Genomic DNA, 13,158 nt, shown 5'->3' on the forward strand with positions numbered 1-13,158 from the left:
ATGAGCAACGAAACGCTTCATAAAGATACCTGGGAATTGTATAAAAGCTTGGAACTGTCGACGCAGTTGACAGCGGGAGAAACATTGGCAGCTTTAGGCGAAAAATATCCTACTATTGTTGGCCTGTCCTCAGACCTCAGTAAACCAACAAAGCTGTGGGATTTTGGCAAAAAATTTCCGGAGCGCTTCTTTAACTTTGGTCTTGCAGAGAAAAATATGGTGACGGCAGCAGCAGGTCTGGCTTCAACTGGAAAAATTCCATTCGTATCAACATATGCTTCCTTCTTAGGCGTGCTGGCGGCAGAAAATATTAAAACCGCTGTAGCCTACCCGAATTTAAATGTTCGGCTGATTGGTACACACACGGGGATTGCCATGGGATTCTATGGTTCTTCCCACCATGCGCAGGAGGATATTGCGATTACCCGTTCGATGGCGAACATGACCGTCATTTCTCCAGCTGACGGCCAGGCATTGGCTGAAATGATTGAAGAATCCGTCGTAAGCTACGAAGGACCGATCTATTTCCGCGTCAGTCGTGGCCGGGAAGAAGAAGTATACCAAAAGCAAGATGCTCCACAAAATAAAATTGGGCGTGCAAATGTCTTAACAGAAGGTAACGACCTTACCATCATCGCGTGCGGCATTGAAGTCAATGAAGCCTTAAAAGCATCGGAGCAGCTGAAAGATGAAGGCATTTATACCCAGATCATCGACATGCATACGATCAAACCAATGGATAAAGAAGCTGTTTACGAAGCGGCCAAAGCGACCGGGGCTGTACTTACCGTAGAGGAGCATAACGTTCAGGGAGGCCTTGGGAGTGCAGTAGCCGAAGTGCTTCTCGAATCCGGTATTCCTTGTAAATTCAAACGACACGGTTTTTATGACGAGTATGCGGCTATTGGAAAACCTTATCACCTTTATAAGCACTATCAGTTGGATGGAGAAGGAATTGCTACTGTTGCAAAAAAATTACTAGATAAATAAACAGTGAACAGGGACTGTCCTAAAAATCGGACAGTCCCTTATTTGATCGAATTGAAATTAAAAGTTAACTTAAGTAGCTGGCAATAAAATTTAATTATTCGCCTGTAAAAAATCAGAAACCTCTTCCACTGCTTCTTGAGCGTCATTTCCTTCCGCCCTTACTAAAACTGTAACTCCATTTCTTAATTGAAGAGTAGCCAAACCTAATAAGCTTTTCGGATTAACCTCTTGGATGTCTCCCCCGGATTCATTTAGTATAAAAACTTCTGCTTGATATTTTTTTAAAAGATCACTGAGTTCAATAATCGTTTGCTTTTCTCCAATATTCACCGTGATATGCTTTTGGTATTTATTCATAATCCTACACTCCTTGAATTTTATAATAATGCTATTGAGGGGATAACAGTGGTTACGTTTTTCTCTTTTAGATAATGTAATAAAGTTTCATCTACCTCTTTATCTGTAATAAGTGTAGAAATGTCTGATAGTGACGCAAATGAGGCAATGGAACTTTCACCAATCTTTGTATGGTCAACAAGGGCTACTATTTCTGAAGATTTTCTTACCATTTCCGATTTCAGTTCCACTTCATGAATATTAAAATCTGTTAAGCCAGTATCTATAGTGAGCCCATTAACAGAAGTAAACATAGTGTTCACATAGACTCGGTCTAGTATGTTTGCTCCAAGAACTCCTTCTGACGAACTTGAGTTTTGTCTAAGCACCCCTCCTAAAAGTATTACCGTGAAATTAGGATTATCCCTTAATTCTAAGGCTGTATAAATCCCATTAGTTACTATTGTTAATTTAATATTTTTAACTTTGAGAAGACGTGCTAGTTCAAGAGCAGTAGAACTAGCATCTAACAAAATACAATGACCCTCTTGAATGAAATTAAGGGCTTCTTGAGCGATTAAATTTTTTTCTTTTTTATTTTTTCTTTCTCTGAAGTCAAAGGGAATATCGTTGTTATCCTTATTTTCAGGCGGTAGCATAGCTCCTCCATGAGTCCGTTGAAGAAGTCCCTCTTTTTCCATTTCTTTTAAATCTCCTCGTAAAGTTACTTCAGAAACTTCGAGCTTAGTTGCTAAACTTTTAACAGTAACCCGTTCCTTTTGTTTTAAAGTCTCAAGTATTTTATCACGTCGCTCAGTCACAAATAGTTTATTCATGGTTTCACCTTCTAATAATTGATTTATATACTCATCATATGAAAAAAATTGATAATAATCAAAAAGAATAATAAAAAGGTGAAAATAGATAAGGTTATATTTGGTTAGTTTAACGTTTAACCAAATTGATTAACAGCCACAAGATTTACGAGTAACCAAGAATGTTGGTACCTGTACTTCTTTAGAATAACTGGAATTGGAAATTTTATTTAACAATAAATCAAAAGCTGTTTGACCTAATATATCAGGTGACAAGCTAATATTGGTAATAGGAGGATCCATTAAAGAAGCAGTAGGAAAGTCTCCAAATCCTATTAAAGCAATGTCTTTAGGAATGCTCTTATTCATTTCTTTTAGAGCTTTAACTACTCCAATAGTCATTGAATCATTCAGGGTAAAAATAGCTGTAACATCCGGGTGCTCTCTTAACAGTTTAAGAGTAGCCTTTTTTCCGCCTTCTATAGTTGCAAAACCTTGCAAAATCTTATTTTTAGGAAGTGTCAATTCATTTTCATGCAATACCTCCGTGAATCCTTTAATACGGTCATTGGTAGGCGAAATATCTTCAACAGCAAATATAATTCCCAAATTTGTATGGCCATGATGCAGTAAGTGATTGGCAGCATCTTGACCAGCCTGGTAGTCATCTTGAATGACTATAGGAGCGTTTTCAAAACCATCATGCCGGCGGCTAATCAAAACAATAGGTAAGGAATCTTTTAACTGTTCGATTCCGTAAGATAATTTATGAGAAGCTTTAGCTGCTGGGGAAAGTATTATTCCGTCGACCATTTGAGAATTGAATAATCTCAAAGTTTCTTCCTCATAGTCAGTATCTTCATCAGTATTTACTAGTAATAAATTATAATTATTTTCTTTAGCTTTTTTACTGATGCTATTAATGTACTGGGTAACATAGGAATCTGGAAAACTTGGCACAACTAATCCGGCTGTTTTCGTGTCGTTATTGCGAAGGTTTTTCGCTGAATAATTAGGTACGTAATTATGTTTTCTTACACTTTCCATAATTTTATTATGCGTTTCTTTAGATATTTTTTTAGTGCCATTTATTACATGAGAAACCGTAGTAACCGACACTCCAGTCTCTGCAGCAATATCTTTCATAGTTATTCGCATTACTTATATATCTCCTTTTATTTAAATTTAAAGTAAATTGTCTTTTGACCATTATATTTAAATAAAATGGGTTTGACAAAAGCGCTTACAAACTTTATTATTCTAGTTAACCGCATGGTCAAACGTTTAACCATAACAAGTTAAATATATTATACCATGTTAAAAAACAACCATGCTAAAAATTAAATTCGCTATCAAAAATTATTTTCGAAAAATTCAAATTATGGAGGGGTATTATGAATCTAGAAAATCATATCGCATTGGTAACGGGGGCAGCGTCAGAAAAAGGAATTGGGAGAGAAATTTCCAAACAATTAGCTAAACGAGGAGCTACAGTTATTATCTCGGATATTGATGAAGACATGTTAGAAAATGCGGTAGCAGATGTTAACCAAGAGAATGGAAAAGCCGAAGGCCTATTATTAAACGTAACGAATCAAGAAGAAGCTGAGAGTAAAATTAACGAGTTAATCAATAAACATAAGAAAATCGATATCTTAGTAAACAATGCCGGCATTACTAGACCAACAGGAGTACTGGACATTTCAAAAAAAGAATGGGATCTAGTCTTTGACGTGAACATGAATGGAACATTTTATTTAACTCAAGCAGTACTACCACATATGAAAAAACAGCAATATGGAAGAATAGTCAACTTGAGTTCCGTTTCTGGCAAACGCGGGGGAGGAGTATTCGGTGGTTCTCATTACTCTGCAGCGAAGGCTGCGATCACAGGATTTTCTAAAGCTGTAGCAAGAGAAATGGCTGAATTTGGAATAACTTGTAATACTGTGGCACCAGGATTGATAGCAACGGATATTACTGGGGGACTTTTAACACCTGAAAAAAGAGCAGAGCTTGAGCAGGGTATCCCAGCGAAGCGCTCAGGTACAGCTGAAGATGTAGCTTACACTGTTACTTTCTTAGCTTCTCCAGGCTCTAGTTATATTACTGGTGAAGAGATTGATATCAATGGCGGTTCTCATATTGATTAATAGGAGGGGCAAATAATCATGAAAGTAGGAATTAGCACTTACGCTTTTAGGTGGGAAGTAGAAAAACTACCTAAAGAGCCCCAGACATTAAAATACTTTATAGATAAAACAAAAGATTTAGGTGGAGAAGTTTTTCAAATTTGTGATTATGATGAGATCGAAGAATTCTCTGAAGCAGAAGTGAAAGATATTTATTCCTATGCCAAAGAAAGAGATATTGAATTGGAACTAGGTACACAAGGAATCTTTCCAGAGCATTTAAAAAAATACGCAGAAATAGCTTCTTGGTTACAATCGTCAACGCTAAGAAGTATGGTTCACAGTAAAGACAGCGCCCCTTCCAACGAGGAAGCAGTTCAATGGTTAAATGATATAAAAGAAACGTTAGAAAACAAAAAAGTTAAATTGGCTTTAGAAACATATGAGCCTGTACAAACAAGCGATTTAGTGAAAATAGTAAATCAAGTTAATAGCCCGAATGTAGGAATTTGTTTAGACCCTGCGAATTCTATTGCAGAATTGGAAATGCCAGATCAAGTAATAGATCGCGTACGTCCCTATGTTACCAATGTTCATTTAAAAGACTTTATTTTCAAAAGAAAAGATAGAACTATCGGCTTTGATTTGATCGGTACGCCTGTAGGTGAAGGCCAGTTAAACTTAAAACATTTATTGAAAAGCCTCGAAGGTTTTGACTCAATCCCAAATGGAATTATAGAACTTTGGCTTCCTGAGCAGGGCACACTGGAAAAAACAATTAGTGCACAAGATGATTGGATTACAAAAAGCATTGATAATATGAAGAATGCTTTAAATGAGTACAAATAGAAAGAGGGTGAAATCTTGAAAAAAGTCATTAATGAAGAAGAAGTGATCGTTGATGAAATGATAGAAGGTTTTGTCAAAGCTTATCGAGACGATTATGAAAAGGTCCCCGAAGTAAAAGGAGTAATATATAAGCATTCCTCTCCTAATAAAGTAGGGATAGTCACTGGAGGAGGTACAGGCCACGAACCACTTTTTATTGGAGCAGCCGGGAAGGGTTTAGCTGATGGAATAGCTTTAGGAAATATCTTTGCCGCTCCTACTCCCGATACTGTCTTGGAGGTAACAAAAAAAGTGGATCAAGGCAAAGGCGTACTATACATTTATGGAAATTACGCTGGTGATGTGTTGAATTTTGAAGTTGCTTCAGAAATGGCAGAGATGGAAGATGTAGAAACGAAAACTGTGCAAGTAACAGACGATGTGGTATCAGCTGGTAACAAAAATGAGCGTAGAGGTATAGCCGGAGATATGTTTGTTTTGAAAGTAGCGGGAGGAGCGGCAGAAGAAGGCTTATCGCTCCCTGAAGTTACTAGAATTGCGGATAAGACCAATCAGAATCTATTTTCGATCGGTGTAGGTATTTCTCCAGGTACAAGTCCAGGTAAAGAGCAACCAATGTTTTCGCTACCAGAGGATGAAATTGAATATGGTTTAGGTATTCATGGAGAAAAAGGAATACGTCGCTCAAAAATGAAAAAAGCTGATGAACTCACAGAAGATATGCTGATCGAGTTAAATAAGATAGCAAATATAAAAGAAGGCGACGAAATAGCAATTTTAGTAAATGGTTTAGGAAAGACCACACTTATGGAACTTTTTATAGTGAACAAAAAAGTGCAGGAATGGTGTGAAAATCAAGGAATAATAATTAACTCTACAGATGTCAATAGCTATTGCACGACACAAGACATGGGTGGGTTTTCTATTACATTTTTAAAATTAGATGAAGAAATAAAAAAATATTTTGATGTTCCAGCAAAATCCCCTTATTATCAACGCTGAATGGAGGCTAATAAAATGAGTACCTCGACAAGAAAAGAATTGTCTGCTACAGAAGTACAAAAAATGTTTCTTCATTTAGGTGAAAGAATAAAACAGGAAAAAGATATGTTAGGACAAATCGACAGTGAAATAGGCGACGGGGATCATGGCTCTGGGATGTCTGCGGGAGCCCAAGCTTTTACTGCTAAGCTTAAAGAGAACGATTATGATAGTGTGCCTGAAATATTTAAAGTAACCGGTATGGAAATGATGAAGTCTATGGGTGGGGCTTCTGGTGTTATCTTCGGGACAATGTTTAGTGGGGGCGTCAAAGAGATGGAGCCTAAGCCGAACATGACCATAGAGACGCTTGCTACTATTTTTATGGCTTCTACTCAAGCTGTGAAAAAAAGAGGAAAAGCCGAAGTTGGAGATAAGACCATGATTGATGCCTTAGAGCCAGGGGCCAAAGCTTTACAACAAGCTTCTGAAGAACAACTTTCCCTATACGAGGGGCTGGTAAAAGCAGAAGAAGCAGCAAAGAATGGGGTGGAATTTACTAAAGATATTCCAGCTAAATTCGGACGAGCAAAAACTTTAGGAGATAGAGCTATGGGTTACCAGGACGCTGGGGCAACTAGCGTATGGTTAATCATTAAAAGTATGAGAGAATGGATCGAACAAAATGAGTGATAAAGTTTATATAGGCACTAACTGGAAAATGACGAAAACATTAGAAGAGGGGCAAAATTATTTAGCTGAACTAATTGAAATCCAAAAAAATCTTTCTTCTAAAATTGAGCTTTTTGTTATTCCTTCTTTCTTGCACATATATCCTTTGAAAGAAATAACAGTTAATTCTAGGATCAGCATTGGCGCTCAAAATATGCATTGGGAAGACCGCGGAGCTCAAACTGGAGAAGTTTCTCCACTGATGCTAAAAGAAGCGGGTATCGATTTAATCGAACTAGGACATTCGGAGCGTCGAGAGACTTACAATGAAAATGATATAGACCTTAATAAAAAGGTAATAGCAGCTTTAGAAAAAAATATAACGCCGCTTATTTGTATAGGAGAAAATCTCAATGATAAAGAAAGAGAATTGGGAAATGAAAAGATTAGAACTCAGCTAAAAACTATTTTGTTTGGTCTTAATAAAAACGAGATTGAAAATATTCAAATTGCTTATGAGCCTGTTTGGGCGATTGGGAATCAAGGAATCCCGGCTTCTCCAGAATATGTAAGTTACCAGCACGATAATATTCGGAAACTATTGTCAGAATTATTTGGAGAATCCGGAGAGAAAGTGGCTCTCTTATATGGAGGCAGTGTAAACGAAGAAAATCATCAGTCTTATCTTGAATGTAGAAATGTAAACGGTTTATTTATTGGTCGTGCAGCTTGGGATGCCACTTCTTTTGAAAAGATTTTGTATACAATTGATAAAAATATCTAATCTTAGGGGGAGTTATATTATGAAGAAAGTGATCAAACCACTTAGCGGGGTATTAGTTTTAACTGTTTTGGCAGCTTGCGGAAGCAATGAATCTAGTGGGGATTCGAATGGCGAGAGCAATGGGGACGGAAATCAAGAAGTATCAATAGATTTAGGACATGGTGCGGCAGAATCGAACGTTCGTCATGAAGCGACTGTGAAGTTTAAAGAAATCGTAGAAGAGCAGTCTGATGGCAATATGACAGTGAATATTTTTCCAAATGAGCAACTCGGTAGTGAACCAGAGATGATTGAAAATGTTGCCTTAAATGAGTTGGAAATAGGTCTTGCGGGGGCGGGGATTTTTACTCAATATGACAATCGAATCGGAGCGACTGAACTTCCTTATCTATTTGAAGATTATGAGCATGCTTGGGAAGTGTTAGATGGAGAAGCCGGGGACTTAGTTTCGGAACCATTGTTAGATGATAACATTCGAATTGTTGGTTTTTTTGAAAATGGTATGCGACAAACCACAACTAGTAATAACCCCGTTGAATCTCCAGAAGATCTCAATGGAGTAAGTATTCGCACACCAGAGGCAGATGTTTCGGTAAATACGTTGGAAGCAATGGGTGCAAGCGCTACGCCTATGGCCTTCGGAGAACTTTATCTAGCATTGCAGCAAGGCACAGTAGATGGCCAAGAGAATCCGTTAGCCAATATCTATGCAAGTAGTTTTTATGAAGTTCAAGACTATGTATCATTAACTAACCATCAATACGGCCCTCTGCCTATGGCAATCAGTGATGAATTTTGGAATTCTTTATCAGAAGACCAGCAGAATATTATTGATGAAGCAGCAGCAGAAGCTAAGCAATTTCACAGAGAGACTATACGCGATGAAGAAGAAGAACTTCTAGATGAATTATCTGAAAATGGCATGGAAATAGTAGAGCCCGAAACAGCTCCATTTGAAGAAGCAACGCAGCCGGTGAAAGATAATTATGCAGATGAAACAAGTCAAGAATTTATGGACGAATTTTTAAATCATGTTGAAGAAGGAAAATAAATGTAATTTAATTATCAATTTTTTATCTTTATGAATCGTAAATAACAAGAAAAGTATTTAAGTAGATACCTAATATTGTAAGTAACTTTTAAAAAGTTCATATAGTGGTAGGGGTATCTACTTTTGCTTTTTTATCAGAAATCCTCTTTAGAGGGAGAATTCGATATGAAAATAATCCGGTTTCTAAATAAATATACTGAAGAATACTTGCTTATATTAACCACAGCTATTTTAGTAATCACTTTATTTGCTCAAGTAGTTATGAGAAATGTTTTCACTTTTACTTTCCCGTGGACTGAAGAATTGGCTCGCTACATGTTTATCTGGATGCTTTTTATCGGCGTGAGTTATGCCGTAAAAAGAAACAAACACTTGAAAATAGATTCATTAGCACTTTTGTTTAAAAAAAATGGAAAGTTTTTTATCCGCACCTTTTCTAATCTTATCTTTTTGATTTTTAGTATCATTGTTATTTACTACGGATTAAATACTGTCTTTAGTATTACGAGAACAACCCCAGGATTGGGAATTTCATATGGGTGGGTATACGCTTCCACTTTAGTAGGTTTCACCTTAACTTTTATACGTTTAATTCAAGATCAGTGGTATATAACGGCTAAATGGCGGTCAAACGAGGATGTTGATTTATGACTTCACTAATTCTATTTGGATTACTGGCTTTATTGTTGATAACTACAGTTCCTATAGGAATAGCACTAGGTTTAGCTTCATTTATTACTATAGTGATTCTCCCAACTATTAATGAAGAAAGCTTTGTGAGGGACCTGGTAACTTCTGTAGATACTTTTCCTTTATTGGCTGTTCCGCTTTTTATTCTTGCAGGAGGATTAATGAGTGGTGGAGGGATTTCTGCTCGTCTTATGAATTTAGGAAAAGTGATGGTAGGGAACGTCACGGGTGGCATGGCTATAGTAGCTGTTTTGACTTCTATGTTTTTTGCCGCTATCTCTGGTTCAGGCCCAGCAACCGTAGCAGCTGTAGGCGGGTTAATGATTCCGGCAATGGTAGAAGAAGGTTATGACAAGAAATTTGCTACAGCAGTAGTAGTTTCTGCGGGTTCTTTAGGCATTATTATTCCTCCAAGTATCCCTATGATTATGTACGGTGTTTCTTCACAAACCTCGGTTGGAGATATGTTTCTGGGGGGCATTTTACCCGGTATTTTAATAGCTTTAATGATGATGGTTTGGGCGTATATTTATTCTAAAAAACAAAATTATAGGGGCGCTGGAGAAAAATTTACATTTAAAGCTTTGTTTAAAGCTGCAAATAAAGCTAAATGGGCACTACTCACGCCCATTATAATTCTTGGCGGTATATACAGTGGGATCTTTACTCCCACCGAAGCGGCTGTAGTCGCAGTTGTTTATGCTTTGATTATCAGCTTATTTGTATATAGAGAAATGAAAATTTCTGACTTGCCTAATATTATTACGAATTCCTCCTTAACTAGCGCTACTATTTTAATAATAATCGCTTCTGCTACAGCCTTTGGTCAAATTCTTACTCTTGAGAGAATACCAAACCAAATTTCACTTTTCTTAACGGGAATTTCCGAGAATCCTATTATTATTATTCTACTGATATGTATCTTGTTATTAATAGTAGGTATGTTTATGGATACTACAGCGGCGATTGTAATATTAACCCCTATTTTATTTCCGGTTGTTATGGAGTTGGGAATCGATCCAATACAATTCGGGGTAATAATGATTGTCAATTTATCTATTGGATTTATTACGCCGCCTCTAGGAGTGAACTTGTTCGTAGGTTCAGGAATTTCTGGTCTTGGCATACCGACACTTTCAAAAGCAGTTATTCCGTTTTTCATAGCAATGCTTTTGAGCCTTACTATCATTGTGCTGGTACCTTGGCTTTCAATTGCTTTGTTAGGGTAACGAAATCTTTCGATTTATATATAATTAGTTGACAAACGAAATAAAATGATATATTATATAAAAAAACGAAAGGAAAGTGATTAAAAATGAAAATAGCTCTCGGCAGTGATCATAATGCCTTTTCCTTAAAAGAAGAAGTAAAGAATCATATAGAAGAATTGGGACACGAAATTACTGATTTTGGATGTTACAGTTGTGATTCTGTTGACTATCCAGATGTAGCTTTTGAATTAGCGCAAGCAGTTAAAGAAGAAAAAGTAGAACGTGGAATTTTAATTTGCGGTACAGGAATAGGAGTAGCAATATCGGCTAATAAAGTACCTGGCATTCGGGCTGCTCAATGTCATGACACTTATTCAGCTGAAAGAGCTCAATTGAGTAACAACGCCCAAATTATTACCATGGGATCTCAAGTTATAGGACCGGAAGCGGCCAAGAAAATAGTAGAAAGTTATTTAAATGTGTCATGGGAAGGCGGATCGACAAAAAAGGTTCAAAAAATTATAGATAAAGAACAAGAATATCTTTCACAAAGTAAATAAAAGAAACCAAATAGCCTAAAGGGATAGAGCAAGCTAGCCTTTTAGGCTTTTTGTATAAATTGTTTGCAAGAAAGTAGGAGATAATTTGAATCAATTAGCTATTCCATTAGTAAATGTCACTCAACAGGCAGCTTTAGCAGTATATCCTTACATTGGAAAAGAAGATAAGAATAAAGCAGATTTTTATGCTACTGAGGCAATGCGTCGTACATTAAACAAAATGAAAGGACAAGGAACTGTAGTAATTGGAGAAGGAGAAATGGATGAAGCTCCTATGCTTTTTATAGGAGAAAAAGTTGGAAAAGAAAAATCACCAGAACTGGATATTGCTGTAGATCCGATAGACGGCACGAAGCTAGTAGCCAGTGGAAAAGAAGATGCAATAGCAGTGCTTGCGCTTGCTGAAAAAGGCGCGCTTCTTCATGCTCCCGATATGTACATGGAAAAAATTGCTGTAGGGCCGGCAGCTAAGGGAGCGATTGATTTAAAACTTTCTCCTAAAGAGAATGTCGAAAATGTTGCTAAAGCTATGAAAAAACCATTATCGGAAATAGAAGTTGGCATTCAAGATCGACCCCGGCATCAAAAAATTATTGAACAAATAAAAGATACGGGGGCAAAAGTTTCCTTGTTCCAAGAGGTTGATATAAATATTGCAGTTGCTACGGCTCTATCTAACCATTCAGTAGACATGTTTATAGGTAAAGGGGGAGCTCCGGAAGGGGTAATAGCAGCAGTAGCTTTACGTAGTTTAGGTGGAGATTTTCAAGCAAAACTTTGTGTAAGTGACGATAATCAATATAGAAGATGCAAAACAATGGGCATCACTGATCCTGGAGCTTATTTGAAGTTAGAAGACATTGTTTCTTCAGATAATTGTTTATTTGTGGCTACAGGTATTACTAATGGAAAGTTATTAAGAGGAGTAAAAGAAGAAAATAATTTCTTGGTAACGCATTCATTTTTAGCTTTAGAAAAACAGTCATACATGATTAACTCTCAACATGAAATGGAAAACTCCCTTCAATCGTAATATTATGAAAGGATGGATAAAGTGTTAGTTTCAATGAAAGAAATGCTGGACAAAGCGAGAGAACAAAAGTACGCTGTAGGACAGTTCAATATTAATAATTTAGAATTTGCTCAGGGTATATTGCTAGCCGCTGAAGAAGAGCAATCTCCTGTAATATGTGGTCTTTCGAAAGGTGCAGCTAATTATATTGGAGGATTTTCCACAGCGGTAAATATGGTCGAAGGCTTGATAAGAGACTACGGTATCACAGTGCCGGTAGCATTGCATTTAGATCATGGGTCAAGCATAGAACTATGTAAGGAAGCTATTGAAGCTGGTGTTTCTTCTGTGATGATTGATGCCTCGGACCTCCCTATTGAGGATAATATTTCTACAACAAATAAAGTTATGAAAATTGCTAGAGTGCGAGGTGTTTCCGTGGAGGCAGAAGTTGGCCATGTCGGAGCCCAGGATAGTGGAGTTATTACTAATCCGGAAGAAGCTTATGCGAAAGTGGAGGATTGTTTAAAGCTCATTCATGATACAGATGTAGACTGTTTTGCTCCAGCTTTGGGTTCAGTTCATGGGTTTTATCAAGGCGAGCCCAACTTAGCGTTCGACCGTATGGAGGAAATTTATAATAAAACGAAAAAACCTCTAGTTTTGCATGGAGGCTCGGGACTGCCAAAAGAGGATGTTCAAAAAGCTATTCGTTTAGGAGCGGCTAAAATTAATGTGAATACCGAAAATCAAACAGCTGCAACGGATACCGTAAGGAATATATTAAATGAAAAACCAGAGTTGTATGATCCACGTAAATATTTAGGAGCGGCTCGGGAGTCTATTCAGCAAACAGTTCAAGCTAAAATAATAGAATTTGGTTCTTCAAATAAAGCCTAGAGTTAAAAATCATTTAAAATTTATTTGAATATTCATTCTTTCAAAATATTATGAAAAGAAAATTTATAAATAGTAAGAGGAGTGGAAGTGTGGCAATGAGCACAGAACAGTTAGCAATTAACACGATTCGGACGCTGTCCATCGAAAGTATTGAAAAAGCCCAGTCGGGTCACCC

General features: G+C 37.0%; 15 protein-coding genes. 12 read left to right on the forward strand and 3 right to left on the reverse strand.

Annotated features, from left to right (window positions below):
- On the forward strand, positions 1–990 hold the full coding sequence (locus ACTRXF_RS04845) for a transketolase family protein (protein ID WP_474278081.1): 990 nt from the start codon (positions 1–3) through the stop codon (positions 988–990).
- A gap of 90 nt (positions 991–1,080) precedes the next feature.
- Here ACTRXF_RS04845 and ACTRXF_RS04850 read toward each other — a convergent pair whose 3' ends face one another.
- From ACTRXF_RS04850 to ACTRXF_RS04860, 3 genes are all read right to left on the reverse strand, one after another.
- Positions 1,081–1,347 (reverse strand): HPr family phosphocarrier protein, encoded by a 267-nt coding sequence (locus tag ACTRXF_RS04850; RefSeq protein ID WP_474278083.1) that lies wholly within the window; start codon positions 1,345–1,347, stop codon positions 1,081–1,083.
- 20 nt (positions 1,348–1,367) lie between these two features.
- The gene (locus ACTRXF_RS04855) at positions 1,368–2,162 is read right to left on the reverse strand and encodes a DeoR/GlpR family DNA-binding transcription regulator (RefSeq protein WP_474278085.1); all 795 of its coding nucleotides are present in this window, start codon (positions 2,160–2,162) and stop codon (positions 1,368–1,370) included.
- Between the two features lie 129 nt (positions 2,163–2,291).
- Positions 2,292–3,299 carry a LacI family DNA-binding transcriptional regulator gene (locus tag ACTRXF_RS04860; protein WP_474278087.1) on the reverse strand — a complete coding sequence of 336 codons (1,008 nt, stop codon included), beginning with the start codon at positions 3,297–3,299 and terminating at the stop codon, positions 2,292–2,294.
- Between the two features lie 233 nt (positions 3,300–3,532).
- Here ACTRXF_RS04860 and ACTRXF_RS04865 point away from each other — a divergent pair, with 233 nt between their 5' ends.
- The 11 genes from ACTRXF_RS04865 to fba all read left to right on the forward strand — a co-directional run bounded on the left by ACTRXF_RS04865 (position 3,533) and on the right by fba (position 12,983).
- Complete coding sequence (locus tag ACTRXF_RS04865) at positions 3,533–4,294, forward strand: SDR family NAD(P)-dependent oxidoreductase (RefSeq protein ID WP_474278127.1); 762 nt, start codon at positions 3,533–3,535, stop codon at positions 4,292–4,294.
- Positions 4,295–4,312: 18 nt separating this feature from the next.
- The gene (locus tag ACTRXF_RS04870; RefSeq protein ID WP_474278089.1) at positions 4,313–5,122 is read left to right on the forward strand and encodes a sugar phosphate isomerase/epimerase family protein; all 810 of its coding nucleotides are present in this window, start codon (positions 4,313–4,315) and stop codon (positions 5,120–5,122) included.
- 15 nt (positions 5,123–5,137) lie between these two features.
- On the forward strand, positions 5,138–6,124 hold the full coding sequence (locus ACTRXF_RS04875; RefSeq protein ID WP_474278091.1) for a dihydroxyacetone kinase subunit DhaK: 987 nt from the start codon (positions 5,138–5,140) through the stop codon (positions 6,122–6,124).
- Between the two features lie 15 nt (positions 6,125–6,139).
- Positions 6,140–6,796, forward strand: a complete 657-nt coding sequence (dhaL, locus tag ACTRXF_RS04880) for a dihydroxyacetone kinase subunit DhaL (RefSeq protein ID WP_474278093.1) — start codon at positions 6,140–6,142, stop codon at positions 6,794–6,796.
- Complete coding sequence (locus tag ACTRXF_RS04885; protein ID WP_474278095.1) at positions 6,789–7,559, forward strand: triose-phosphate isomerase; 771 nt, start codon at positions 6,789–6,791, stop codon at positions 7,557–7,559. The genes dhaL and ACTRXF_RS04885 overlap by 8 nt, the downstream gene beginning before the upstream one ends.
- Positions 7,560–7,578: 19 nt before the next feature.
- Positions 7,579–8,610 (forward strand): TRAP transporter substrate-binding protein, encoded by a 1,032-nt coding sequence (locus ACTRXF_RS04890; RefSeq protein ID WP_474278097.1) that lies wholly within the window; start codon positions 7,579–7,581, stop codon positions 8,608–8,610.
- Between the two features lie 165 nt (positions 8,611–8,775).
- Positions 8,776–9,261 (forward strand): TRAP transporter small permease, encoded by a 486-nt coding sequence (locus ACTRXF_RS04895; protein ID WP_474278099.1) that lies wholly within the window; start codon positions 8,776–8,778, stop codon positions 9,259–9,261.
- Complete coding sequence (locus tag ACTRXF_RS04900; protein WP_474278101.1) at positions 9,258–10,529, forward strand: TRAP transporter large permease; 1,272 nt, start codon at positions 9,258–9,260, stop codon at positions 10,527–10,529. The genes ACTRXF_RS04895 and ACTRXF_RS04900 overlap by 4 nt, the downstream gene beginning before the upstream one ends.
- A gap of 86 nt (positions 10,530–10,615) precedes the next feature.
- Positions 10,616–11,071, forward strand: coding sequence for a ribose 5-phosphate isomerase B (gene rpiB, locus ACTRXF_RS04905; protein WP_474278103.1), 456 nt, complete (start codon positions 10,616–10,618; stop codon positions 11,069–11,071).
- Between the two features lie 85 nt (positions 11,072–11,156).
- The gene (glpX, locus tag ACTRXF_RS04910) at positions 11,157–12,104 is read left to right on the forward strand and encodes a class II fructose-bisphosphatase (protein WP_474278105.1); all 948 of its coding nucleotides are present in this window, start codon (positions 11,157–11,159) and stop codon (positions 12,102–12,104) included.
- 33 nt (positions 12,105–12,137) lie between these two features.
- The gene (fba, locus tag ACTRXF_RS04915) at positions 12,138–12,983 is read left to right on the forward strand and encodes a class II fructose-1,6-bisphosphate aldolase (protein ID WP_474278129.1); all 846 of its coding nucleotides are present in this window, start codon (positions 12,138–12,140) and stop codon (positions 12,981–12,983) included.
- Positions 12,984–13,158 lie beyond the last annotated feature (175 nt).

Source organism: Marinococcus sp. LNHM3E3-2.2 (assembly GCF_056034385.1).